The organism is Paracoccus sp. IB05, from assembly GCF_016405985.1.
In the GTDB taxonomy this organism is placed as follows: Bacteria; Pseudomonadota; Alphaproteobacteria; order Rhodobacterales; family Rhodobacteraceae; genus Pseudogemmobacter.
The window spans coordinates 218,586-242,938 of sequence record NZ_JAEFCF010000002.1 but is presented as its reverse complement, the minus strand read 5'-3'; the positions used below and the strand labels follow the sequence as shown (position 1 = coordinate 242,938).

Below are 24,353 nucleotides of genomic sequence, written 5' to 3'. Positions count from 1 at the left end.
CCCCGGGCCGCGCAAGCTTGACCAGCTCGAACGCCTGACGCAGCGCGCCGGTGCCGCCGGGGGTCGAGATCGAGGCAGCACGATCCCCGAACCCATCGCCAAGGATCAGCGCGGTGATTGCCGCGTTATAGGCGGGCTCACCGGCCAGCGCGGTATAGGTCTTGGTGGTCTCGGCTTCCCAGATCTTCTTTTCGGCGGCTCTGACCGCGCGCATCACCGGGGTGAGCCCGGTCGCGTCCTTGTAAACACCAACGCCAAGATCAATCTTGCCGTCCCGCTTGTCCTCGCGAAACATCGCGATCAGTTGCAGGATCTTGTCCTGCGGCTGCTGGGTCAAAGCCTCAAGCATGTCTTCCTCACATCAGCGGGCCGGTCCCCGGCCCCATTGCGCCCGTTCCGGCGGCCTTGCCTTATGCAGCTGGGCCCGTCTCGACCGGCAAATCCTCATACATGCCCCATTCGGCCCAGGAGCCGTCATAGAGCGACCAGTTGCGATGCCCGATCCGCTCCAGCGAGAGCGCGAGGATCGCCGCCGATACGCCCGAGCCGCAGCTGGTGATCACCGGCTGCGCAAGGTCGATCCCCGCCTCCTGGAAAATCATCCGCAGGACGGCGGGGTCTTTCATGGTGCCATCCTGGTTCAGCAGATTGCCCCAGGGCAGGTTGCGCGACCCGGGAATGTGTCCTGCGCGCAGACCGGGGCGCGGCTCCGGCGCCTCGCCGGCAAAGCGCGCGGGCGCACGGGCATCAACCACCACTGCCTGTTTCAGCTTCGCGGCATGGGCCACCTGGGTCACGTCTTTCACCAGGTGGTTCTGGCGCTGCGTGGTCATATGGCGATCGCGGATCACCGGCGGCAGGTCTTCGGTCTCGCGCCCTTCCGCCTGCCATTTCGGCAGGCCACCATCCAGCACGGCGACATCATTCTTGCCCATCAGACGGAAGGTCCACCAGATCCGCGGCGCCGAAAAGATACCGGTCGAATCGTAGACCACCACCTGATGCCCGTCGCCGACTCCCATCGCCCGCATCCGTGACATGAATTTCTCGACCGGCGGCACCATATGCGGCAGGTTCGAGCGGTGATCCGAAATTTCCTCAAGGTCGAAGAACCGTGCGCCCGGGATATGGGCCGCCTCATATTCCGCGCGCGCATTGCGCTCAGACGGGGGCAGGAACCAGCTGGCATCAAGCAAACGCAGATCGGGGTCCTTCAGATGGCTGGCAAGCCAGTCTGTCGAGACCAGGGTATGTGGGTCATCCTTCGGGGCGGGGGTCAGCGACATGGCGGCCTCAGGTCAAAGGGGGCGGATCAACAGGCGGACCAAAAGCGGTCAGTTTCCTATAGCCCGCCTGTATGCGCGTGCAACCCCGCTCTGCCCGGCTCAGGCCAGAGCGGGTGATCTTTGCCGGGAATTTCTGGCCGCAAACCTGGGCGGACAGACCTGAACCGGCAAACCTGGACCGGCAGATTTTTCCCCCGGGCTTCGCACCGGACATTTCCCGGGAATAAGAAATCCCGCCCGGAGGCGATCCGGGCGGGATGGTTTCAGGATCACGACCCCGGAAAGGCTGGCGGTCAGGCAAAATCTGCCTTGCGCCCGCCTCCGGCTTACTTCACCAGCGCTTTCTTGATCGCGCCGACAATGGCCACGAGGATGCCGCCGCCGGCGCCACCGCCGACCACGCTCTGGAGGATGGACGAGATGTCGAGCCCGGAAGACGTCGCAGCCGCCGCGGCCTCACCTGCACCGCCGAGGCCCAGCATGGACAGGATCTGCCCGCCGCCGACGCCGCCGAGAAGACCGACCACCGAATTGAGGATCGGACCCATGTTGAGGTTCTTCAACGCAGATCCGGCCGCATTGCCGCCGATAAGGCCGGCGACGAGCTGGATGATAAGTGACATATCCATGATGACTATCCCTACAAAGGGCCGGTGTGATCCGGCCTCACACCCGGAAAATGGCGTAGACTTGCTTACCGGGCAGGGGGAATACTGCCTGATCCTTCCCATCCTGGCAAATGTTGTATGAAAGGGGCCGCTGGCTACAAGATCGCCCCTTCTGGCGGATCAGAGCTGGTGACCCTGTTTCATGATCCGCGCCTTCTGGCGGTCCCAGTCGCGTTTGGCGCTGGTATCGCGCTTGTCGGCATTGTTCTTGCCCTTGGCCACACCGAGCGCGATCTTCACCATGCCACGCTCGTTGAAATACATCCGGAGCGGCACGATGGTCATCCCCTCGCGCCTGGTCGCATTCCAGAGCCGCGACAGTTCTTTCTTTGACACCAGCAGCTTGCGGCGGCGACGCTCGTCATGGCTGTCCCAGGCATTCGACTGTTTGTAAGGCGCAATATAGCCGTTGATCAGCCAGAGCTCGCCGCCTTCGACCGAGGCATAGCTGTCGGCAATGTTCGATCCACCGATCCGCAGGCTTTTGACTTCGGAGCCCTGGAGGATGATCCCGGCTTCGAGGTCACTTTCGATATGATACTCGAACCGCGCCCGGCGGTTGTCAGCGATGAGTTTGGAATTGGGATCGTGTTTCTTCTGCATGGTCGGGCAGAGATAGGGGATGGCGGGCGCTGAGTAAAGAAGCGCGCCCCTCTCCGGCGCGCGCTTTCATGCCGCTGTGGCACCTTTGCGCGCGCGGATCAGGGTATAAAGCCCGCTCGCGACGATAATGGCACTGCCAAGCAGGGTCAGGTGATCGGGCCGCTCGGCAAGGAAGATCACCGCAAGGATCATCGCAAAGACGAGGCGGGTATAGCGGAAGGGGGTTACGGCCGAGACCTCGCCCGTGCGCATGGCGGCGGTCAGCGCATTATAGCCCAGAAGTCCGAAAAGCGTGGCGCCGAGGATCAGACCGGCTCCGGTCGGGTCGGGCCAATGGGCGCCGCCGGTGAAAGACAGGACGATCAGCCCGGCAATCCCGAGCATCGAGAAGCCAAGGATCCCGAGCTGCCGGTTCGACATGGTCTTCGGCGCGGCGCGGGTGGCGAGATCGCGCCCGGCAAAGCCCGCCATGCCCGCCACCGCGAGGAGCGACATCGGCGAGAAGCCGTCGAGCCCGGGCCTGAGCACGATCATCACGCCAAGAAACCCAACCGCAACCGCCGACCAGCGCCGCCAGCCAACCTTTTCGCCAAAGATAAGCGCCGCACCGGCAAGCACCACCAGCGGCGTCGCCTGAAGAATGGCAACCGTGGTGGGCATGGAGGTCAGCGCGATGGCGAGACTGTAGAAAAGCCGCCCCGCGATCTCGAATCCTGACCGCACAAGCATAGCGGAAGACAGAAAAACCCGCGGAAAGACGGATTCGCGCGCGGCGCGCGCCATGAGCGCGAAGACCATGGCGCCGCCAAAGCCCATGATCGCCATGACCTGGCCGACCGGCACATGGGCAGAGGCCTTGCGGATAAAGAGATCCTCAACCGCAAAGCCCGCCATGGCCAGCGTCATCAGGGCCGCGCCCCGCAGATTTGGCGTAATGCCCTCGGTCATCCCGCGCGACTCCGGAGTTTTATAAAAACTCCGGGCCGGTTCCTGTGCAGGAACCGGGCGCTAGTTGAGCAGACCGGCATGGGTCATGGCCGCGCGGATCTTTGCTTTCGTGTCATCGCTCAGACCGACCAGCGGCAGCCGGACCTCTTCGCTGCACCGCCCCAGCAGCGAGAGCGCATATTTCGCGCCGACAAGGCCAGGCTCGATGAACAGCGCTTCATGCAGCGGGAAGAGCCGGTCCTGGTAGTCCAGCGCCGTGCGGAAGTCACCGCGCAGCGTGGCCGCCTGGAATTCGGCACAGAGCTTCGGCGCCACATTGGCCGTAACCGAAATCGCGCCGCAGCCGCCATGGGCGTTGAACGCCAGCGCTGTATCGTCATTGCCGGACAGCTGGATGAAATCTGCGCCACAGGTCTCGCGCTGCTGGCTGACCTTGCCGATATTGCCGGTCGCGTCTTTCACGCCGACGATTCGCGGCAGCTTTGCCAGCTCGCCCATCGTCGCCGGCGACATGTCGATCACCGAACGACCCGGAATATTATAGATGATGATCGGCAGATTGCTGGCCTCATGCAGGGCTTTGTAATGCGCGATCAGCCCGGCCTGGTTCGGCTTGTTGTAATAAGGGGTCACGACCAGAGCGGCATCGGCGCCGACGCGCTCGGCATGGCGGATCAGCCGGATGCCCTCGACCGTGCTGTTCGAGCCGGCGCCCGCGATCACCGGCACCCGGCCGGCCGCGAATGTCACCACGGCCTCGACCACGGCCTCGTGCTCTTCATGGCTCAGCGTCGGGCTTTCGCCGGTGGTGCCAACGGGGACAAGCCCGGTCGAACCCTCGGCAATCTGCCAGTCGACAAGTTTCTTGAGCATGTCCATATCCACGGCGCCGTCCTTGAACGGCGTAACCAAAGCGGGAATCGACCCCTGGATCATGGCACGCGTCTCCTCATCTGGGGGCCCTTTTCGCCCCTGGCTGCAACGGACTTTCCTTACCCTTGCAATTGCGCCTTGCCAAGCACTGCATGAGGGCGCCGGCAGGAGAGGCTCGGGGACAGATCCGGGGCCAGGACGGCGCCCTTTCTGGCAGGCGGGCTCTGACATGCGCCCCCGGTGCCGGGCCGCCGGTGTCGGGCCGCTGCTGACAGGAACGTGGCTTGTGGCGATCCGGCCTCTTTGGCAGACTCCGCCCCATGACCTTTCTCATCCGCCGCCTCCGTATCCTGACCCTGGTTCTCCCGGCTCTGCTTTCGCCGGTTCTGATCTTCGCAACCCTGATCCTCCCGACCGCGGCCCGCGCCGATCAGGTGCAGGAGATGCGCAGCGCGCTTGACCTGGTGCGCAAGAAAGACTGGCCTGGGGCGCTTGCAGCCTCTCAGGACGGTCTGGTGCGGGATTTTGTCCTCTGGAGCCAGCTGCGGGACGGCGATGGCCGCTTAGGCGATTACGAAGCCTTCCTCGCGCGGCGGGGCGACTGGCCGGGTCTTGCCCTCTTGCGGCAAAAGGGCGAGGAGGCGGTGGCCAGGTCTGAGACGCCGTCGCGGGTGGCCGGGTATTTCCGCGCCTCGCCACCGCGCAGTGGCACCGGCGCCGTGGCCCTGGTGCGGGCCTATAAGGCGCTTGGCCAGATCGGCATGGCCGAAACCGAAGCGATGCGGGCCTGGGCGGAGCTTTCGCTCACCGCCGATCAGGAGGCCGAGCTGCAGGTCCTGATGCCCGACGCGGTGGCGATGGTGAATGATCTGCGGCTGGAAAACCTGCTCTGGGAGGGGCGGCGTGCCGAGGCGCTCCGGATGCTGCCCCGGGTGCCGGAGGCAAAGCGCAAACTCGCCGAGGCGCGGCTTGCCTTGCGCGCCGGTCAGGCAGGGGTCGACGGGCTGGTTCAGGCGGTGCCCGATGCGCTGAAATCTGACCCGGGCCTCAGCTATGAGCGGTTCTTGTGGCGGATGAAGCGGGATCTCTATGCGGAAGCGGCAGAGCTGATCCTGTCGGTCGCGCCGGAAAATCTTGGCCGCCCCGAGGAATGGGCGCCGCGGCGCGCGCTGCTGGCGCGCTGGCTGATGCGCCAGGGGCGCGCGCAGGATGCCTATCGCGTGGCGGCGCGGCACGGGATGACATCGGGCGGCGCTTACGCCGATCTGGAATTTCTGGCGGGTTTTATCGCGCTGAGGAAGCTGAACGATCCCGAGACCGCGCTGAAACATTTCGCACATCTGCGGGCCGGGGTTTCGACCGCGATCTCAGTCTCGCGTGCCGATTACTGGCAGGGCCGCGCCGACGAGGCCGCCGGCCGGGCCGAGAGCGCAAAGGCTCATTTCCAGCGCGCGGCGCAACATCAGACCGCCTATTACGGGCTTTTATCGGCAGAAAAACTCGGGCTGTCGCTGGATCCTCAGCTTTTGAACGATGCGCCTGCCTCGGGCTGGCGGCAATCGTCTTTCGCCGGGTCTTCGGTTCTGGCGATGGGGCGGCTTATGCTCTCGGCCGGGAACCGGGTCGAGGGCAAGCGGTTCCTCCTGCATCTCGCCGAGGGGCAGGACGCAAGGGGCGTCGCCCAGCTTGCCGAGATGGCGCTGGAAATGGGTCAGCCGCATATCGCGCTGGTGCTGGCGAAACAGGCGGCAGAGCGGGGCGCGATCCTGCCCCGCACCTATTACCCGGTGCCGGACCTCGTGCCGGACGGGCTGCATGTCAGCCGCGCGCTGGCGCTTGCCATTGCGCGGCGCGAAAGTGAATTCGAGCCGATGGCGCGTTCGGGAGCGGATGCGCGCGGGCTGATGCAGGTTCTGCCCGAGACCGCCGCGCGGATGGCTAAGGGGCTGGGCCTGGAATATTCGCTGTCGAAGCTTTACGATCCGGGGTTCAACACCCAGGTCGGTTCGGCCTATCTGGCGAAGATGGTCGAGGAATTCGGGCCTTCGATTGCGCTGATCGCCTCGGGCTATAATGCCGGGCCCGGGCGGCCGCGCCGCTGGATCGGCGAGCTTGGAGACCCGCGCCTGCCGGAGGTGGATGTGGTCGACTGGGTCGAGATGATTCCGATCGGCGAGACCCGAACCTATGTGATGCGGGTGGTTGAAGGCGTGGTGATCTACCGCGCGAAACTGCGCGGGACGGTGGGGCCGGTCCGGGTGACATCGGAGCTGAAGGGCTGAAGCCGGTGGCTCTGGCAGGCGGCTCTGGCGGGCGGCGTATGCCTCCGGCGGGAGTATTTTGGTCAGGAGGAAGCGGGCAGGCAGGCTTTTCATTCCGGGCCGAAGCTGGTTTCTGGCGCGGGAATGGATGCGGGGGCTGCTTTGGAACTTATTCTGGTCGGTATTGGCACCGGCAATCCGGACCATCTCACCTTGCAGGCGGTGAAGGCGCTGAATGCGGCCGATCTGATCCTGATCCCGGAGAAGGGTGAGGACAAAGCCGATCTTGCCGATCTGCGCCGGACGATCTGCGAGGATCTCGTGACCCGGCCCGGGGTGATCCTGGCGGGCTTTGCCATGCCGGTGCGGGATCCGGCCAACCCCTCTTACCTCGCGCGGGTGAATGACTGGCATGATGCGATTGCCGGGGCATGGGCGGCGGCGATTGACGCGCATCCCGGCGCAAAGCGGGTGGCGCTGATGGTCTGGGGTGATCCATCGCTTTACGACAGTACCCTGCGGATTGCCGCACGGCTGGGCAGGCTGCGCGAAGTCTCGGTCTCGGTGGTGCCTGGGATCATGTCGCCGCAGGTGCTGGCCGCCGCGCATCGCATTCCGCTGAACGGGCTTGGCGCGCCGTTTCTGGTGACGACGGGGCGGCGGCTGCGCGACGAGGGCTGGCCCGAAGGCGTCGACCGGCTGGTGGTGATGCTGGATGGCGGCTGTGCCTTTCAGGATCTGGCGCCCGAAGGCCTGTCGATCTGGTGGGGCGCCTTTGTCGGCATGGCGAATGAGATCACCGAAGCCGGCCCGCTGGCCGAGGCGGGGCCGCGTATCCTCGCGCGGCGCGAGGCGGCACGCGCAGAGCATGGCTGGCTCATGGATATCTATATTCTGGACCGGACATCCCCGGCGGCATAAGCCGCCGGGAAGCTGGTTTATGCCTCGCGGCCACGGCTCCAGAGCGCGGCTGCGAAAAGGCCGAGCAGTGTCCAGACCGCAAGACCGACCCCGATGGCGCGGCCGGCGAATTGCGCGGCCAGTTCGGGCGGCGTCGGGCCGGTGAACTCATGCGGATGCGGCGCGCCGACGATATGGGGCGCAAGGATCAGCAGGATTGCCGCCGCCCAGACCGCCCAGTTTTTGCCGAATGCGATCAGCCAGAGACCGATGCCGGTCGCAATCACTGTCGCCACCCACCAGATCGCGCGGGCATTCACATCTGCCGCCGCCATGCCCGGAAGCTCGGGCGAGAGGCCGAAGGCCGGCGCCATCTGCACTGCGACAAAGCCCGCGATCCCCCAGAGCAGGCCCTGGCGCGCGGTGACCCGGTTGCCATTATTCTCGGACAGGGCCATCGCCGCGACCAGCAGCAGCCCGTAGCCGGCATAGACCATGATCGAGAACAGGATCGACAGCCCGTCACGGCCTGCGTCAAAGCCGATACCCGGGATCTCTGCCGCCTCGCCATGGTCATGCGCAGCCTCAGGCCCATGGTCATGGCCCGCTTCGGCGGCAGGTTCTGTCGTCGGCGCTGTCTGGGGCTCTACGGCTTCCGGCGCTGGTTCTTCACCGTGATGATGGTCGGAGGCCGCCGCGAAATGGGTGCGCTCTCCGCCCTCATAAAGCTCGGCATGAAGCAGCACGGGCTGCACGAAAACAAGCTGCAGCAGGGCGGCAATCAGCCCCGCAGCAGCGCCAGCGATCAACGCGCTGGTCAGCAGTCTTTGCAACATATCAGTGGCAGGGGAATCCGACCGCGTGACGCACATCATGGGCGGCGTCATGCAGGGTTTCCGACTGGGCGAGGCCGGCGACGAAGATCAGCGCAGCACCCAAAAGCGCCACGACGAGGATATTCGCCAGTTTGACATCGGCCTTTTCGCCAGAGCGGGCAATGGTGGACATATGAATTACTCCTTGCCGTCATCCCCGACGGCGGTTCCATCAAATGCGAAGGTCGGTCTCCTGACTTGCAGGTCACAGCCTCTGCCCTCCTTCCCATGGATTGCTCCACAGTGGTTAACGGGGTCGGCTCGCTGCGCACAGTCGCGGGGGCGGTCGGGTCGGGGTCTCCCCCGCCCTGTTCCCATGCCGGTCGCCCGGCACCTTCACGATATCGAGAGTGACAGGCGCGTGACGCCCGGTCAAGTCACACCCGGTCAGGACACGCCAGTCAGGTCGCCAGCGCACCAAAAAGGATGAGGGTCGGTGCCGGGTCGGGGGCGGCACCTTCCAGATGTGCGGCCAGACCCGCGACCGTATCACGGCGGAAAGCCTGCGCCGGGGTCGAGACGCCTTGCGCCATCAAAGCGGGTGTCCCGGGCGGTAAACCGGCCGCGATCAGTTTTGCCGCGAGCTGCGGAAATGTCGCCCGCGCCATGAAGACCGAGGTGACAGCCTGCGGATCGGCCAGAGCCGCCAAGTTCAGGCTTTCGGGCAGCGCCCCGGTGACGTCATGGCCGGTCACGAATTGCACCCGGCGCGCATTGACCCGCCGCGTCAGCGGGATCCCCGCCGCCGCCGCCGCCGCCGAGGGCGCGGTGACGCCGGGCACGATCTCGTAGCCGATCCCGGCCTCGCGCAAAGCTGTGATCTCTTCCTCAAGCCTGCCGAACATGCCGGAATCGCCGGATTTCAGCCGCACCACCTTCAGGCCCGACCGCGCATGATCGACCAGCAGCCGGCTGACATGGTCCTGGCGCGGCGAGGCGCGCCCCGCCCGCTTGCCGACCGAGATCAGATCGGCCTCCGGCGCCGCCAGATCGAGGATCGGCCCGGCGGAAAGGTCGTCATACAGCACCACCTCCGCCGCCTGCAGCCGTTTGATGGCCCGCATGGTCAGCAGATCGGGATCGCCCGGGCCGGAGGAGACAAAGCTGACGATCTCGCTCATGTGGCGGCTCCGATCAGGTGGAAGAATGTGCCGGTGACGAGGCCTTTGCGCGATCCGGTTTCGGGGACCGGCGCGCTTTCGGCATCAGTCACGCTGGCAAGCGGCGCATCGGGCTGGGCGACGATAGTCGAATAATGGAACTCATGCCCGCGCAGCCTCGCGCCCGCCGCATGGCCCGGGATCGGCGCGGAAAGCGCGGCCAGACGGTAGCCCAGATGCATCCTGCGTTTCTCATATGAGGTCACGAGGCCCAGCAACCCGGCCATCTGATGCCGGGTGCCGGATGCATCGACCAGCGCCTCGCCCAGAACCATATAGCCGCCGCATTCGCCATGAACCGGCTTTACCGCCGCGAAACTCCTGAGACCGGCAAGAAAACCTGATGACGCCGCGATCCGGCCCGCATGCAGCTCGGGATAGCCGCCGGGCAGCCAGCAGAGATCGGCCTCGGGCGGCGCTTCATCGGCCAGGGGCGAGAATGGCAGGATCTCGGCGCCCTGCGCGTGCCAGGCATCCAGCAGATGCGGATAGGTGAAGGAAAACGCCTCGTCCCGCGCCAGCGCAATGCGCTGGCCGGGCGGTTTCGGCAACTTTCCCGCCGGGGTGCTCACAGCGCCCGCCGCTGCCACGCGCAGAGAAGCAAGATCGGTATGGTCGCGCAGAAAACCGGCATAGTCACTGATGGCGCGTTCCAGATCGGGATGTTCAACCGCCTGAACCAGGCCCAGATGCCGCTCTGGCAGGGTCAGATCGCCGCGCCGGGGCAAGGCGCCGAAAACCGGCAGCCCGACCGCCTCCATCCCCAGCCGGCAGAGTCGTTCATGCCTGGGCGAGGCGACGCGGTTCAGGATCACGCCCGCGATTTTCACATCCTTGCGATAGGCCGCCATCCCCGCCGCCATAGCCGCCACCGTCTGCGCCGCGCCCGAGACATCCAGCACCACCACGACCGGCCAGCCGGTCAGCGCCGCAATATCGGCGCTGGCGCCGGTTCCGGTCTCGCCCGGGAATGCCACGCCGTCAAACAGCCCCATCGAGCCCTCGGCCAGCGCCATCTCGCCGCCCCGCGCCAGCTGCGCCCCGATCAGCCCGGGCGCCATCGCCCAGCTGTCGAGGTTGAAACTCGACCGCCCTGAAGCCGCGAGGTGAAAGGCCGGGTCGATGTAATCGGGGCCGCATTTATAGGGCTGCACCGCCACGCCGTCATCCCGCAATGCGCGCAACAGCCCCAGCATCACCGTCGTCTTGCCCGCGCCGGAGCGCGGCGCGGATATGATCAGCCCTTTGGTCACAGCTTCACCGCATCAGCCCGACCCGCACGGAAACGGCGGTCATAATCGGTGGAATAAAGGCTCGATTCGATGAACCCCTCCTGCCCCTCCGAGTGCTGCCCCAGGGACGGGCCGACCAGGATCAGCGCGGTCCGCTCCATCGTATCGCCGATCAGCCCGGCGATGGTCGCCAGCGTGCCGCGCACCACCCGCTCATCCGGCCAGGAGGCGCGCCAGACCACTGCCACCGGGCAGTCAGCCCCGTAATGCGGCGTGAGTTCGGCGGCCGTTTCGTCCAGCCGGTGGATCGAGAGGTGGATGGCCAAAGTCGCCCCCGTGGCCGCAAAGGCCTCCAGCTTTTCGCGTTCCGGCATCGCCGAGGCGCGGCCAGGGGTGCGGGTCAGGACAAGGCTCTGCGCAAGGCCGGGCAGCGTCAGTTCCATCCCCAAAGTCGCGGCGGCAGCGGCGAAAGAGGGCACACCCGGCGTCACATCATAGGGGATGCCTTCAGCCTTCAACCGGCGGATCTGCTCGCCCATAGCCGACCAGACCGACAAATCGCCGGAATGGAGCCGCGCGACATCAAGGCCCGCCGCATGCGCGGCACGGATCTCGGCGATGATCGCGTCCAGATCCAGCGGCGCGGTGTTGACGATCTTTGCGTCGGGCGGGCAATGGGCCAGCACCGCCTCGGGGATCAGCGAGCCGGCATAAAGGCAGACAGGCGAGGCCGCGATCAGGTCGCGCCCGCGCAGCGTCAGCAGGTCGGGCGCACCGGGGCCGGCGCCGATGAAATGAACGGTCATGGGGCGGCTCCTTGCGGCAGGTCTTTTTGGGCGATGGCGATGGCGGCAGTGGCCTTGCCATCCGCGGAAATCACACGCGGCGCGATGAGGCGGGCGCCGGGGCCAAAGGCGGCCAGCGCGCAGGCCTCTGACACCGACCCCGTACCATGCGCCTTGCGCGAGGCGGCGCTGTCGGTCAGGGTCGCCGGTGCCGTCAGCGCAGCGGCGGTGACCGGATGCAGGTGATAGCCCAGCCGCGCCAGCTGCTGCGCGGCATGGTGGCGCGCCTTGACTGCCGGCAGCGCGATATGGCGCAGGTCAGCGGCGCCGGCGCGCTCCAGCGCGTCAAGGATCGAGTCGACCTGGGCAGTCTCGCGAAAGCCGATGCCGGCAATGCGCGACGGATTGATATGGGGCGGAATCATCGCGTCACACTCCATTGCACCACCGGAAAACTGGATTTCCACCCCCGCTTGCGCCCTAATGGCGCCGCCTCGGCCAGCTCAATACGCAAAAGCTGGCCGCCTTTGGCGCCATGCCAGGCCGCGAGCAACGCCTCGGTTTCAAGCGTCACGCCATGCGCCACAACCCGCACGCCCTGCGGCAGGCAGGCCCAGAGCGCGTTCAGGAGGTTGTCATCGGCACCACCGCCGATGAACACCGCATCCGGGCGCGGCAATGCGGGCAGCACATCCAGCGCCCGCCCCTCGCGGATCTCAAGCCGGTCGACACCAAGCCGGGCGGCATTGCCACGCGCGCGGCCAGCGCGGGTGGCATCCGCCTCGACGCCGATCGCCCGCATGGCGGGATGCGACAGCAGCCATTCGATCGCGACTGACCCCGACCCGGTGCCGATATCCCAGAGCATCTCGCCCGCGCGCGGCGCGAGCGCTGACAAAGCCAGCGCCCGGACCGGGCGCTTGGTGATCTGGCCGTCATGTTCGAAAAGCTCATCCGCGCGCCCGGTGGCAAGTGTCGCCGCCCGGCCCGCGCCCCGGATCTCCAGCGCGGCGACGACAAGATCCTCCGTCACCGCCCCGTCGAACTCACCGGCGGTGGTGGCGATCACGCGCTCTTCCGGCCCGCCGAGATGGGTGAAAAACGTCACCAGGCTTGCAGAAAAACCGGTTTCCACGAGGTAAGCCGTCAGCGCCGCCGGGGCCTTGCCATCGCGCAAGGTCACGATCAGCCGCGCCCCTGGCGCGAGGCCTGGGCGCAGCCGCGACAGCGGCGCTGCGTGAAGCCCGTGGCAACTGACTTCCTCCAGCCGCCAGCCCTTGCGGGCCGCAACCCGCGAAAAGACCGAAGGCGCGGCAAAGGCGCGCCATTCACCCGGCTCAAGCGCGCGCGAAAGACTGCCGCCCGCACCGAACCAGAACGGATCGCCCGAGGCCAGAACTGCGACCCGCTGCCCGCGCAAAGCCAGAACCGGTGCCAGCGCGAAAGGCACGGGCCAGGGCCGCTTGTCGGAATGGTCGATCATCGCCAGATGACGCGGCCCCCCGAACACGACATCCGCCGCCGCCAGCGCCTGACGGCTTGCATCCGGCAGGCCAGACGCGCCATCTTCACCAATACCGATGATGGAAAGCCATTCAGCCATGACCCCGAACCTTCTCATTCTTGGCGGCACCACCGAGGCGAGCCAGCTCGCCCGCCTGGTCGCGGAACGCGGGATCAGGGCCATACTGTCCTATGCTGGCCGGACAGAGACGCCGCGCGCCCAGCCCGTCGCGGTCAGAACCGGCGGTTTCGGCGGCGCTGAGGGGCTTGCCGCCTGGATACGCCAGCATCAGGTCACCCATCTGATCGACGCCACGCATCCTTTTGCCGCGCAGATGAGCCATAACGCCCATATGGCGGCGGCCCTGACCGGCACGCCCCTGATCCGGCTGATGCGCCCGGCCTGGACGCCCGCGCCCGGTGATGACTGGACACGCCTCCCCGATCTCGAATCCGCCGCCCTGCGGCTCGGGGCGGCACCGCGCCGGGTGTTTCTCGCCATCGGACGGCTGCATCTGGCGGTCTTCTCCGGCCAGCCGCAGCATGACTATCTTCTGCGCCTTGTCGATCCGCCCGAGGCGCCGCTGCCCTTGCCCCGCGTCACGGTTGAGATCGCACGCGGCCCCTTTGATCTCGCCAGCGACCTCGCGCTTTTGCGGCGGCATGGCAGCGATCTGATCATCGCCAAGAACTCCGGCGGCCAGGGCGCGGATGCGAAACTCGAGGCCGCGCGCACGCTCGACCTGCCGGTCTGGCTGATCGACCGCCCCCTGCTGCCACCCGCAGAAACCGTCTCTGATCCTGCGGAAATCCTCGCCCGGCTTCATGCCGACCTCGGCGTATAGACGAACCGCCCGACCCGGCGCGTCAGTGACGACCCCACGAGAACCATGGTCCGCATATCGACCATCTCCGGTTGCAGATCCCGCAACTCAACCACAAGCAGCTCTTCATCGGGGGTCGAGACCGCACGGGCCAGCACCACCAGCCGCGATGGCTCGCAGCCCTCGCGCAGCACTTCGATCACCCGTTCGAACCGCCCCGGCCGCGATTTCGAACGCGGGTTGTAAAACCCCATCGCGAAATCCCCTTCGATCGCCAGACGCAGGCGTTTCTCGACCAGGTCAAAGGGTTTCAGATTGTCCGACAGATTGATCGCGCAGAAATCATGTCCCAAAGGCGCCCCCGCCGCCGCCGCCGCCGCCAGCATGGCGGTGATCCCCGGCAGAACCCGCAGATCCAGCTCCCGCCAGGCCTCCGGCCCCGTCTCCATCGCCTCGAACAGGGCCGAAGCCATGGCAAAGACCCCGGGATCGCCCGAAGACACCACCACGACCTGCCGCCCCGCCGCCGCCAGCTCAAAGGCATGGCGCGCGCGGTCCAGTTCCACCCGGTTGTCACTGGGATGTTTCACCAGCCCATCGCGATCCGCCACCCGGGCGACATAGGGGATATAGCCAATCACATCAGTCGCCTCAGCCAGCGCAATCGCCACCTCCGGCGTCACCATCGCCTCCGCGCCAGGCCCGAGACCCGCCACGACGACCCATCCCTTCCTCTTGACCGAAATACTCCGGGGGTGTGGGGGCAGGGCCCCCACCTCTGCATCCGTCACGGCCGCCGCCCTTTCCCATGAATAATGGCAATCGAGAAATAAGGCGCTTCCTCGCCCACCTCCGCCAGCAGCCGCACCCGCTCGGCGGGCATGGTGCCATGTTCCACCAGCCAGGCCTCGGGCAAGCGCCCCGCCGCCGCCAGCACACGCCTGAGCTTCGCGAGGTTGCGCCCGATCTTCATCACCACCAGCGCATCGGTATCCGCCACCCGCCGCGCAAGCTCCGCCTCGGGCAGGGTCGCCGGCAACACCGTCAGCACATCATCCCCCCAGGTCACCGGCTGGCCTGTCGCATGCCAGCAGCCGACCATGCCGGGGATTCCCGGCACCACCCCGACCATCCCCGCAGGCAGCCGCGATTGCAGATGCATGAACGAGCCGTAGAGAAAGGGATCCCCTTCACACAGCACCACAACATCCGCATCCGCCGACCGAAGCCGCGCGGCCCAATGGTCGTAAAACGGCGCCAAAGCGGCATTATAGCCCGGATCCTGCACCGGGATCTCGGTCGTGACCGGATATTCCATCGGCCATTCCTCGGCCCCTGCCGGGATCAGCCCCTCGACCATCCGCCGCGCCTGGCCTTCGCGACCGGGCTTGCGGAAATAGGCGACGATCCGCGCCGAGGTCAGCAGCCGATGCGCCCTGACGCTCATCAGATCCGGATCGCCCGGTCCGAGGCCGATACAGGTAACCTTGGCCATGCTCACTCCTTACGGCTGGCAAGCGCGTTGACCGCCGCCACCGTGATCGCCGAGCCGCCGAGGCGGCCATCCACCACACACCAGGGCAAAGGATTGTCCTCTGCCAGCGCCACTTTCGATTCCGCCGCGCCGATAAAGCCGACCGGGCAGCCGATGATCGCCGCCGGGCGCGGGAAATCCGGGTCCTGCAGCAGGTTCAGCAGATGGAACAACGCAGTCGGCGCATTGCCGATCGCCACCACGGCGCCCGCAAGATAGGGGCGCCAGAGCTCCACCGCCGCGGCCGAACGCGTATTGCCGATCCGCGCCGCCAGTTCCGGCACAGACGGGTCCTGGAGCGTGCAGATCACCTCATTCCCGGCCGGAAGACGGGCACGGGTGATGCCCTCGCTGACCATTTTTGCATCGCACAGGATCGGTGCCCCCGCCTCCAGCGCCGCGCGGGCCTCGATCGCGAAGCCCGGCGCAAAGCGGATATAAGGCGCGAGTTCGACCATGCCGCTGGCATGGATCATGCGCACCGCGACCACCTCTTCCTCGGGGGTAAAGCGCGCCAGATCGGCCTCGGCGCGGATGGTGGCAAAGCTTGCGAGATAGATCTTCGCGCCGTCGGTTTCATAAAGATGGGTCAAGGCGGCCTCGCAAAATCGCAGGAAGGTCATCGGGGGAAAGCCCGCGCAGGGCGGGACTGGCACTGGCAGTGCCGTCTTCAATCAGATCGAAGCGGCCTTGTCTTGCAGTAAGGGTCAGGCGGGCGGGCCTTGGATGGGCGCAGCCCTTGCCACAGCCCGAAACATGCAGCAAGGCGCCCGCCGGCACCAAAGGCGCCAGGCTGCGGGCAAGGCCCCGCACCGGCGCCTCAGCAGACAGGCAACCGGGCGCGCCGGTGCAGGCCGCCACGCGCAAAAGCGGATCATGGGGGTCTTCGATCAGGCCGGTGACCGGCGCGCGGGTGATGCCCTCAACGATCACCGACCGCCAGGGCGTCAGCCGCAGCGGTGCAACCGCCAGCGCCCTGAGCTTCGCCGCCCCGATCTGACCAAAGGGCAGCGCGAGGCAGAGCCCCGCCGCAGTCCTGCCCGGGACCAGCGCCGGGCCGGTCATCGGCAGTTCGGTCGCGTTCAGCGGCGGGCGGGCCGCAAGCCGTGCCATCCGGGTTGCAGCTCCTTGCGCGAGGAACCAGTGCAGCACCTCGATCAGGCGGGGAATGGCAGTGTCCTGGGTCACTGGCTCGCCCCGGTCCATCCCCTCGGCGCGCAGGATCAGGCCCTGAGCCGCGCGTTCGATCCTCAGATCCGCCGAAGCGCCCCCAAGGATTGCCGCGGCCCCGGTATCCACGGCAAAGCCGAATTTTGCGGGAAGGACCGGCGCATCGCGCAGTGCCTCTTCCAGGCCTTCGACCAGCGTCAGCGTCTCATCGCCCGCGCGGTGCAAGGGTGTTGTGAGGATATTGCGCCGCGCCTCGGCCTCGGCGCTGAAATCAAGGAGATCAAGCGAGATCAGAGCCTGATGCAGCGCCGGCAGCGCGGCCTCGGTGACGCCGCGCAATTGCAGATGCGCGCGTGAGCCGAGGTCGATCAGACCATTGCCATGGGTTTCCGCGAGATCCGCCAGCGCCAGCACCTGTTCCGGCAGCAACCGCCCGGCATGGGGGCGGATGCGCAGCACCAGGCCGTCGCCGGACATCATCGGCCGCAGCGCACCCGGACACCAGCCCCGGATCTGGCCCTGAACCTGCCCGCTCATGCCACCCCCTCCGACGACATCCTTGCAGCGCGGGAATTGGAGCGGCTTAGCCAAAGCCCCGCCGCTTCCAGGGCGCGGAAACAGTCCTCCATCGCAGCAAGGGCATCGGGGTTGGCGGTCTCGAGAAAAGCCCGGATCGCCGGGTCACCGAGCGTTGCCTCGCGGTAAAGGTCAAAGAGATGCGACGGCACAACACGGGCGAGATGGGCGAAAGCCGCGAGATGTTCCAGTGTCGCGGCAATCTCGGCGGCGCCCCGGAACCCATGCCGTGTCATCGAGGCAAGCCAGACCGGATTGGCGGCGCGCGCGCGGGTGACGCGGGCGATTTCCTCGGTCAGCGCCCGGGCGCGGGGCTGGTCGGGGCGGGTGGCGTCGAGATGGTAGAGCGCGGGCTTTTCAGCCCCAAGCCGCTCCATCGCGGCGGCGAAACCGCCTTCATGGCTGGCGTAATCCATCGCGAGCAAAAGATCGGTTTCCGGCATATCCTGGGTATGGAGGAAGGCGTCCGCCGCCCGAAGCCGCGTTTCAAGCAGATCGCGCGCAGGAGCGCCCTGGGCCGTATGGTCCGAAGCCGCAAGCCAGGCCTCGCCTGCCGCCTTGCGGGCGCCGTCGGAATAATCCCCCTCGCGGATCCCGAGCCCATAGCTTCCAGGCGCCGGCGCGAAGACCCGCGCCCCGCGCGGCGCGGCGGTATAGGGGTTCATATCGGCGGCTTCATCACGCTCGGCCAGCGCCTCGCAGCCGGCGTCGAAAAGCCGGGCGAGATCGGGAAAGACGTCTCTGAACAGGCCGGATGCGCGGATCGAGACCTCGATCCGGGGGCGGTCCATCAGGGTCAGCGGCAGGATGCCAAAACCGGTGACGCGGTCGGAGCCTTCGTCCCAGATCGGCTCCAGCCCGGCCAGATGCAGCGCCATGGCGAATTCCTCGCCCGCCGTGCGCATCGTGGCCGAACCCCAGAGGTTGAGGACAAGGCCGCGCGGGTAATCGCCATGATCCTGGAGGTGGCGGCGCACCAGTTCTTCGGCCAGTCTGATGCCCTGGGCATGGGCCGCGCGCGACGGCACGGCGCGCGGGTCGGTGCCGAAGAGATTGCGCCCGGTCGGCAGCACATCGGCCCGTCCCCGCCAGGGGGAACCGGAGGGGCCGGGGGGGACAGGCTGGCCGTTCAGCGCGGCGATGAGGTTATCGCGTTCGGAGGCCAGGGAGGCGGGATCGCCTGTGGCCCCTGGCCGGGGGCCTTCTGCCCCCCCGGGCCCGGAAGGGTGGCTCCCGAGGATATTTTCAGACAGAAAATGAGGGGTGCCGCGCGCCCAGATGTGGAGGCCTTCTCCGAACTGGCTTTCCTTCAGGTCACAGACGAAACGGTCGATCCTCGGGATCGCCTCGGCGGGGGAGGCCTCTTCCGGGATGTCGAGATCCTGTTCGACATGGGCAAGACGCGCCTCGTCCCGGATCGCGGCGATCAGCCGGTCACGGCGGGCAGGATCAAGGCCGTCTGCGGTGGAATACTCGTCAAGCAGGCGCTCGAGCCGGGCCAGCGCCGGGGGCATTGCGGCATCCGCCAGCGGCGGGGTCAGATGGCCAAGCGTGACGGCACCAATGCGGCGGCGGGCCTGGGCGGCCTCGCCCGGGTCATTGACGATGAACGGGTAGATCACGGGAAGCGGCGCGACCAGTGCCTCGGGCCAGCAGGCGGCTGAGAGGGCTACCGCCTTCCCGGGCAGCCATTCGAGCGTGCCATGGGCGCCGATATGGAGAAGCGCGTCTGTGCCCTGCCGCAGCCAGAGATAGAAGGCGGTATAGGCGTGGCCGGGGATGCGACCGGTATCGTGATATTCGCCGTCACGATCCGGGCAGCGGCTGCGTTCGGGCTGCAGGGCGATCAGAAGATTGCCGCGCCGCGTCGCCTGGAAATGGAAGGCGCCGGCCCGGATCGCCGGATCGTCTTCGGGGCGGCCATGCGTCTCTGTTATGGCGGTTTTCAGGGGTTCCGGCAGTCGGGCGAGCGCCTCGCGATAGGCCGAAAGCGGCCAGGCGATGGTCTCGGATTGCAGCGCCAGGTCAAGCGGGGCGCCGGGTTGAATGTTGAAACCGGCGGCGCTGAGGTCCTCGGCCATCGCCTCGGCCGAGGCCAGAACGTCAAGGCCCACGGCATGGGCCATACGCCAGGATTTGCCCGGATAGGTCGAGAGGACCATCGCGATGCGGCGGCTGGCCGGGGGCTCAGCCGCGAGGCGGGTCCAGGCTTTGACCTTCGCAACCACGGCCCCGATACGCTCGGGGTCAGGCGCGTGGCTGGTGCGGGAAAATTGCAGATCCGGGTCGCGCGGCGCCTCGTCCTTGAATGAAATCACGCCGGCGGTGATGCGGCCATCGACCTCGGGAAGCGCCACATGCATCGCCAGATCGGCGGGGGAGAGGCCGCGCCCGGCCCCTTCCCAGGCGGCGCGGGTGGAGGTGGCGTGGATCACCTGGAAGACCGGCACAGCGGCGGCCTCCAGCGGTGAGCCACTGGCAGCGCGGGCGGAAAAGGCGGTGGCATTGACCACCGCTTTCAGTCCAGGCGCCGGGAGGGTCTCGCGCAGCCAGCGGGCAGCGGCCTCGTCCTTGAGGCTGGGAAGGAAAGCGCCATATGCCCGAAAGCCTGCGGCTTCGAACGCCAGGATCAGGGCGTCGATGGCGGCGGTGTCGCCGGCGGCGGCCCAGGCACGGTAGAAGGGGATCAGGACAAGCGGCGTCTCGCCATGTGGCAGGTCACGGATCACGCCGCCTGACGGGTGCCAAAAGCCAAAGCCCGGCAGCGATTTTGCCCCGGGCACCGGCCCGGCATAGAGACCCGCCGCAAGCGCGAGCTGCGCCAGCGCGCCCTGGGCTGCGACCGCACCGCCGGTATCGCACAGCGTGGACAGGCGCCGCAGCGTGGCCACCGGCAGGGTCGAGGCGGCATCCAGCGCAGGGTCGGGGCGACCATCCGCCGGCAGGAGCGCCAGCGCAATCCCGCGTGATCTGGCGATGTTAGAGACCTGTTCGACGCCGTAGGCCCAGTAATTCACCCCGCCGATCAGCCGGATCAGCACGCCTTTCGCCCCGGTCAGCGTCTGCCCGATCCAGGTATCGACCGAAAGCGGATGCGTCAGCCGCGACAGGTTTGCCAGCCTGAGGGAGGGCAGCGTCTCGCGCCCCCGCTTCCACCCTGCCGCGAAAGCCCCGAGGTCGCTGTCGGAAAACGACAGCACCACAAGATCCCCGGGCGTCTGCCCGAGATCCTGCGGCATGTCGGTCTCTTCCAGACCGTGGCTTTCGCGAAAGAGGACGTGCATCAGGCCCCTTATGCCCCCAGAGCGGCCCGAACGGCGGCCGCGTCGATATTGCCATGTTCCGCGATCACGACAAGCTGCGAGCGGCGGGGCTGGTTGCCCCAGGGCCGGTCGAACTGATGACGCACACGCGGGCCGACGGCCTGGATCAGAAGGCGCATCGGCTTGCCTTCGACCGCCACATGGCCTTTGACGCGCAGGATGTTCTGCGCGGCTGCCAGGGCCGAGACTTTTGCCGCCAGCGCCTCCGGGTCGGTGATCTCGGGCAGATCGACCACGATCGTGTCGAAATCGTCATGATCGTGATCATCGTGGCCATCGTGATGCGAGGGGCGCTCATTCAGGCTGTCTTCGGCAGCCGCGCCGATCCCCAGCACGACACGCGCATCGATCACGCCTTCGGTCAAAGGCAGCATCGGCAGCGGGCGCGGCGCCTCGGCCTCGATCACGGCTTTCGCCTTTGCGATACCGGCATCCCCCGCGAGATCGGCCTTGGACAAAAGCACGATATCGGCGCAGGCGATCTGATCTTCGAAGACCTCGGAAAGCGGCGTCTCGTGATCGGCCTCTGCCGCGCCGGGCTGTGCCGGATTCGGCGCGAAAAGGCCGGCGGCGACCGCTTCGGCATCAGCCACTGCCACCACGCCGTCGATGGTGATTTTCGAGCGCAAAGCCGGCCAGTCGAACGCCTTCAGCAGCGGTTTCGGCAGCGCAAGACCCGAGGTTTCGATCACGATATGATCGGGGCGCGGCTCCATCGCCATCAGTTTCTCGATCGAGGGGATGAACTCATCGGCGACGGTGCAGCAGATGCAGCCATTGGTGAGCTCGACAATCGAGCTTTCCGGGCAATTGGCATCGGCGCAGTCGCGGATCAGGTCGCCATCGACGCCGACATCGCCAAATTCATTGACCAGCACCGCGAGGCGCCGCCCGCCCGGGTTTTGCAGCAGGTGCCGGATCAGCGTGGTTTTCCCGGCGCCAAGAAAGCCGGTGATCACGGTGACGGGGGTTTTTTCCAGGGATTTGTCTGCGGACATGTCAAAGCTCCATCGGAGGGATACGGGCGATTGTGTTCTTGCGGATGACCTCGGGCCGCGCACGCCAGGGGACGATGCCATCGGGCGTCGCTGCAAAGGCGTGATACATGGTGACGAGGTCGTTCAGATGCAGATCGGGGTCGAGATGGCCCTGCACATAGGTCCAGCGGCCCGGGCCGCGAAACACCACGGCGCAGCCATTGGAACAGGCGGACAGGCATTCCTGACGGCGATGCGCCACACCTTTGGCGGTCAGCGCCTCAGAAAGCCGCGCGCCATCGCGTATGGCCTCGGGGCTGCTGCCCGGCAATCTGCATGTGGTACAGACCACAAGCTCGGTTTCTCCGGCCATTTGCCCCTCCGGCATGGCTGTGGCTGCGCGGGGAACAGGTGGCGGGCAAATGCACCGCCAGACCCGCGGCTCACCCCGGCCGCCCGTTACGAATGATGCGCGCCCCGAAGGGCCGCACCGGCGCTGGCAGGTCTCCCGGCTTGCGGATTTCGGGGGATCCCCCTGCGGGCGCCCTGCCTTCCCGGCCGGGTGGCCAGTGGCAGTTGGGCGACCTTTCCGGTCACGGTCGCGGGGGCGGCTGCGCCTGGGCCTTGCGGCCTGTCGCATTCCCTCTTCGCCTGCTGTATGGCAGGAACCAGCGATGGCCACAGCCAAGCCACCAGACCCACCGAATGTCAAGCGAGGCCAGGAATGACCGATGCTCCCGATCCCGCCGCAGATCCTGCGGAAGATGCCGTCCGCCACGCCGCGAAAAAGGCGAAGATCAAAGCCGCGCGCGACCGGATGATGGCGGAAAAGACCGGCGAGAAGGGGCTGATCATCGTCCATACCGGGCCAGGGAAGGGCAAAAGCTCGTCTGCCTTCGGGATGATCCTGCGCTGTATCGCGCATGAGATGCCCTGCGGCGTGGTGCAGTTCATCAAAGGCGCGATGTCGACCGGCGAGCGCGATCTGATCTTGCGGAATTTCGGAGGTCTCTGCCAGTTCCACACGATGGGCGAGGGCTTTACCTGGGAGACCCAGGATCTGGAGCGGGACCGCGCCGCCGCCGCGCGGGCCTGGGAAAAGGCGAAAGAGCTGATCCGGGACGAGAGGAACCGCATGGTGCTGCTGGACGAGATCAATATCGCGCTGCGCTATGACTACCTTGATCTGGCAGAGGTGCTTGCGTTTCTGCGCGATGAGAAACCCCCGATGACCCATGTCGTGCTGACCGGGCGCAATGCAAAGCCGGACCTGGTGGAAATGGCCGATCTGGTGACGGAAATGGCGATGGTGAAACATCCGTTCCGCGCCGGGGTTAAGGCCCAGGCCGGGGTGGAGTTCTGATGTCTGGCCAGACCCCTGGCCGCGCGCTGATGATCCAGGGCACCGGCTCGAATGTCGGCAAGTCGCTGCTGGTCGCGGGGCTTTGCCGGGTGGCGCGGCGGCGGGGGCTTTCGGTCCTGCCGTTCAAGCCGCAAAACATGTCGAACAATGCCGCTGTGACGGTGGACGGGGGCGAGATCGGGCGGGCCCAGGCGCTGCAGGCGCTGGCCTGCGGGGTGGAGCCGCATAGCGATATGAACCCGGTCCTGCTGAAGCCTGAAACCGATACCGGCGCGCAAGTGGTGGTGCAGGGGCGTCGGCTGACCTCGGTGCGCGCAAAGGATTACGCGGGCCTGAAACCGAAGATCGCCGAGGCAGTGCAGGAGAGCTTTCAGCGCCTGAAAGCCCAGGCGGATCTCGTGATTGTCGAAGGCGCCGGCAGCCCGGCCGAGGTCAATCTGAGGCGGAATGACATCGCCAATATGGGCTTTGCCCTGGCGGCCGATGTGCCGGTGGTGCTGGCGGGTGATATCGACCGGGGCGGCGTGATCGCGCAGATCGTCGGCACCCAGGCCGTGCTGGACGCAGGCGACAACGCGCAGATCGCGGGCTTTCTGATCAATCGCTTTCGCGGTGATCCCTCATTGTTCGATGATGGCTACCGGCTGATCGGGACCCGTACCGGCTGGCGCGGTTTCGGCGTGTTGCCCTGGTTCCGCGATGCCCGGCTTTTGCCGGCGGAAGATGCGCTCGACCTGGCGCCATCGGGCACCGGCCGGGTGAAGGTGGCCTGTCTTGCGCTCAGCCGGATCGCGAATTTCGACGATCTCGACCCGCTGAAACTGGAGCCGGACCTGACGGTTTCGATGATCCTCCCCGGTCAGGCGATCCCCGGCGATAGTGATCTTGTGGTGATCCCCGGGTCGAAATCGACGCGCGGAGATCTGGCGTTTCTGCGCGAACAGGGCTGGGATATCGACATTCTCGCGCATCACCGGCGCGGCGGGCGGATCCTCGGGCTCTGCGGCGGCTATCAGATGCTGGGCCGCTCGGTCGCCGATCCCGACGGTATCGAAGGCGCGCCCGGGGTGACGCCGGGGCTAGGTCTGCTGGATGTGGAAACGGTGATGTCGGGTGACAAACGGCTGGCGCGGGTCACGGCCCGCCATGCTGCCACCAGCCTCGATGTGACCGGCTATGAGATCCATATCGGACGGACCGAAGGCCCTGACCGCGCCCGTCCCTTTGCGTATCTCGGCGACCAGCCGGAAGGCGCGCGTTCGCCCGATGGCAGGGTCGAGGGCAGCTATCTCCACGGGCTTTTCACCAGTGACACCTTCCGCGCCGCCTGGCTGAAGGATTTCGGCATCACCGCCGGCGCAACCCGATACGGCGCCGAAGTGGAGCGCATCCTTGACCGCCTTGCCGATCATATGGAAACCCATCTCGATTGTGACGGGCTGCTTGCGCTCGCCCGCTGATCGGGCAGAGTGACACGCCGCAACAGGAGGCC

Annotated in this window: 25 protein-coding genes and 2 riboswitches; of the genes, 5 read left to right on the top strand and 20 right to left on the bottom strand. The window is 66.8% G+C overall.

Annotated elements, in window-relative coordinates; genetic code table 11:
• The 6 genes from JC607_RS02705 to dapA form a co-directional block, all read right to left on the bottom strand.
• The coding region (locus tag JC607_RS02705; protein ID WP_198835401.1) for an aminotransferase class I/II-fold pyridoxal phosphate-dependent enzyme at nt 1-349 on the bottom strand (349 nt) is incomplete at its 3' end.
• Nucleotides 350-410: 61 nt separating this feature from the next.
• Nucleotides 411-1,286 (bottom strand): 3-mercaptopyruvate sulfurtransferase, encoded by an 876-nt coding sequence (gene sseA, locus JC607_RS02700; RefSeq protein WP_198835400.1) that lies wholly within the window; start codon nt 1,284-1,286, stop codon nt 411-413.
• Nucleotides 1,287-1,612: 326 nt separating this feature from the next.
• Nucleotides 1,613-1,915, bottom strand: a complete 303-nt coding sequence (locus JC607_RS02695; protein ID WP_198835399.1) for a hypothetical protein — start codon at nt 1,913-1,915, stop codon at nt 1,613-1,615.
• 159 nt (nt 1,916-2,074) lie between these two features.
• On the bottom strand, nt 2,075-2,557 hold the full coding sequence (gene smpB / locus JC607_RS02690; RefSeq protein ID WP_198835398.1) for an SsrA-binding protein SmpB: 483 nt from the start codon (nt 2,555-2,557) through the stop codon (nt 2,075-2,077).
• A gap of 66 nt (nt 2,558-2,623) precedes the next feature.
• Entirely contained in the window at nt 2,624-3,505 is an 882-nt protein-coding gene (locus tag JC607_RS02685) for a DMT family transporter (RefSeq protein ID WP_198835397.1), read from the bottom strand.
• A 60-nt stretch (nt 3,506-3,565) separates the two neighbouring features.
• Entirely contained in the window at nt 3,566-4,441 is an 876-nt protein-coding gene (gene dapA / locus JC607_RS02680; protein WP_198835396.1) for a 4-hydroxy-tetrahydrodipicolinate synthase, read from the bottom strand.
• 257 nt (nt 4,442-4,698) lie between these two features.
• Between dapA and JC607_RS02675 the strand changes: the two genes are divergently transcribed.
• A complete protein-coding gene (locus tag JC607_RS02675; protein ID WP_198835395.1) occupies nt 4,699-6,660 on the top strand; it encodes a lytic transglycosylase domain-containing protein in 1,962 nt (653 codons plus the stop codon).
• Between the two features lie 123 nt (nt 6,661-6,783).
• Complete coding sequence (cobF, locus tag JC607_RS02670) at nt 6,784-7,560, top strand: precorrin-6A synthase (deacetylating) (RefSeq protein ID WP_198835394.1); 777 nt, start codon at nt 6,784-6,786, stop codon at nt 7,558-7,560.
• A 17-nt stretch (nt 7,561-7,577) separates the two neighbouring features.
• On the opposite strand, the gene JC607_RS02665 is transcribed toward cobF, so the two are convergent.
• The 7 genes from JC607_RS02665 to cbiE all read right to left on the bottom strand — a co-directional run bounded on the left by JC607_RS02665 (nt 7,578) and on the right by cbiE (nt 13,194).
• Nucleotides 7,578-8,375, bottom strand: coding sequence for a CbtA family protein (locus JC607_RS02665; RefSeq protein ID WP_198835393.1), 798 nt, complete (start codon nt 8,373-8,375; stop codon nt 7,578-7,580).
• A gap of 1 nt (nt 8,376) precedes the next feature.
• Entirely contained in the window at nt 8,377-8,547 is a 171-nt protein-coding gene (locus JC607_RS02660; RefSeq protein WP_198835392.1) for a CbtB domain-containing protein, read from the bottom strand.
• 32 nt (nt 8,548-8,579) lie between these two features.
• Nucleotides 8,580-8,767, bottom strand: a riboswitch (cobalamin riboswitch).
• Nucleotides 8,768-8,815: 48 nt separating this feature from the next.
• Nucleotides 8,816-9,535: a uroporphyrinogen-III C-methyltransferase gene (cobA, locus tag JC607_RS02655; RefSeq protein WP_198835391.1), complete on the bottom strand. Its 720-nt coding sequence runs from the start codon at nt 9,533-9,535 to the stop codon at nt 8,816-8,818.
• Nucleotides 9,532-10,827, bottom strand: coding sequence for a cobyrinate a,c-diamide synthase (locus JC607_RS02650; protein ID WP_370584739.1), 1,296 nt, complete (start codon nt 10,825-10,827; stop codon nt 9,532-9,534). The genes cobA and JC607_RS02650 overlap by 4 nt, the downstream gene beginning before the upstream one ends.
• Nucleotides 10,824-11,612 (bottom strand): precorrin-4 C(11)-methyltransferase, encoded by a 789-nt coding sequence (gene cobM, locus JC607_RS02645; protein WP_198835390.1) that lies wholly within the window; start codon nt 11,610-11,612, stop codon nt 10,824-10,826. The genes JC607_RS02650 and cobM overlap by 4 nt, the downstream gene beginning before the upstream one ends.
• Entirely contained in the window at nt 11,609-12,016 is a 408-nt protein-coding gene (locus JC607_RS02640; protein WP_198835389.1) for a cobalamin biosynthesis protein, read from the bottom strand. Before JC607_RS02640 ends, cobM begins: the two co-directional genes overlap by 4 nt.
• Nucleotides 12,013-13,194 carry a precorrin-6y C5,15-methyltransferase (decarboxylating) subunit CbiE gene (cbiE, locus tag JC607_RS02635; protein ID WP_198835388.1) on the bottom strand — a complete coding sequence of 394 codons (1,182 nt, stop codon included), beginning with the start codon at nt 13,192-13,194 and terminating at the stop codon, nt 12,013-12,015. The genes JC607_RS02640 and cbiE overlap by 4 nt, the downstream gene beginning before the upstream one ends.
• On the opposite strand from cbiE, the gene JC607_RS02630 reads away from it, so the two are divergent.
• Complete coding sequence (locus JC607_RS02630) at nt 13,193-13,939, top strand: cobalt-precorrin-6A reductase (protein WP_198835387.1); 747 nt, start codon at nt 13,193-13,195, stop codon at nt 13,937-13,939. The two genes, cbiE and JC607_RS02630, sit on opposite strands and share 2 nt — an antisense overlap.
• Here JC607_RS02630 and cobJ read toward each other — a convergent pair.
• The 7 genes from cobJ to JC607_RS02595 all read right to left on the bottom strand — a co-directional run bounded on the left by cobJ (nt 13,918) and on the right by JC607_RS02595 (nt 21,871).
• Nucleotides 13,918-14,634, bottom strand: coding sequence for a precorrin-3B C(17)-methyltransferase (cobJ, locus tag JC607_RS02625; protein ID WP_370584738.1), 717 nt, complete (start codon nt 14,632-14,634; stop codon nt 13,918-13,920). The genes JC607_RS02630 and cobJ overlap by 22 nt on opposite strands.
• A gap of 71 nt (nt 14,635-14,705) precedes the next feature.
• Entirely contained in the window at nt 14,706-15,413 is a 708-nt protein-coding gene (gene cobI, locus JC607_RS02620; RefSeq protein WP_198835386.1) for a precorrin-2 C(20)-methyltransferase, read from the bottom strand.
• Between the two features lie 2 nt (nt 15,414-15,415).
• Complete coding sequence (locus JC607_RS02615; RefSeq protein ID WP_198835385.1) at nt 15,416-16,045, bottom strand: precorrin-8X methylmutase; 630 nt, start codon at nt 16,043-16,045, stop codon at nt 15,416-15,418.
• Nucleotides 16,029-17,159, bottom strand: a complete 1,131-nt coding sequence (locus tag JC607_RS02610) for a hypothetical protein (RefSeq protein WP_198835384.1) — start codon at nt 17,157-17,159, stop codon at nt 16,029-16,031. The genes JC607_RS02615 and JC607_RS02610 overlap by 17 nt, the downstream gene beginning before the upstream one ends.
• Nucleotides 17,156-20,482: a cobaltochelatase subunit CobN gene (gene cobN, locus JC607_RS02605; RefSeq protein WP_198835383.1), complete on the bottom strand. Its 3,327-nt coding sequence runs from the start codon at nt 20,480-20,482 to the stop codon at nt 17,156-17,158. Before cobN ends, JC607_RS02610 begins: the two co-directional genes overlap by 4 nt.
• Before the next feature lie 8 nt (nt 20,483-20,490).
• Complete coding sequence (gene cobW / locus JC607_RS02600; RefSeq protein WP_198835382.1) at nt 20,491-21,519, bottom strand: cobalamin biosynthesis protein CobW; 1,029 nt, start codon at nt 21,517-21,519, stop codon at nt 20,491-20,493.
• 1 nt (nt 21,520) lies between these two features.
• Nucleotides 21,521-21,871 (bottom strand): DUF1636 domain-containing protein, encoded by a 351-nt coding sequence (locus JC607_RS02595; protein ID WP_198835381.1) that lies wholly within the window; start codon nt 21,869-21,871, stop codon nt 21,521-21,523.
• Nucleotides 21,872-21,978: 107 nt separating this feature from the next.
• Nucleotides 21,979-22,186: riboswitch (cobalamin riboswitch) on the bottom strand.
• 36 nt (nt 22,187-22,222) lie between these two features.
• Here JC607_RS02595 and cobO point away from each other — a divergent pair.
• Together cobO and JC607_RS02585 are read left to right on the top strand one after the other, a co-directional pair.
• Nucleotides 22,223-22,861, top strand: coding sequence for a cob(I)yrinic acid a,c-diamide adenosyltransferase (cobO, locus tag JC607_RS02590; protein WP_198835380.1), 639 nt, complete (start codon nt 22,223-22,225; stop codon nt 22,859-22,861).
• Entirely contained in the window at nt 22,861-24,321 is a 1,461-nt protein-coding gene (locus JC607_RS02585; RefSeq protein WP_198835379.1) for a cobyric acid synthase, read from the top strand. The genes cobO and JC607_RS02585 overlap by 1 nt, the downstream gene beginning before the upstream one ends.
• The last annotated feature ends 32 nt before the right edge of the window (nt 24,322-24,353 follow it).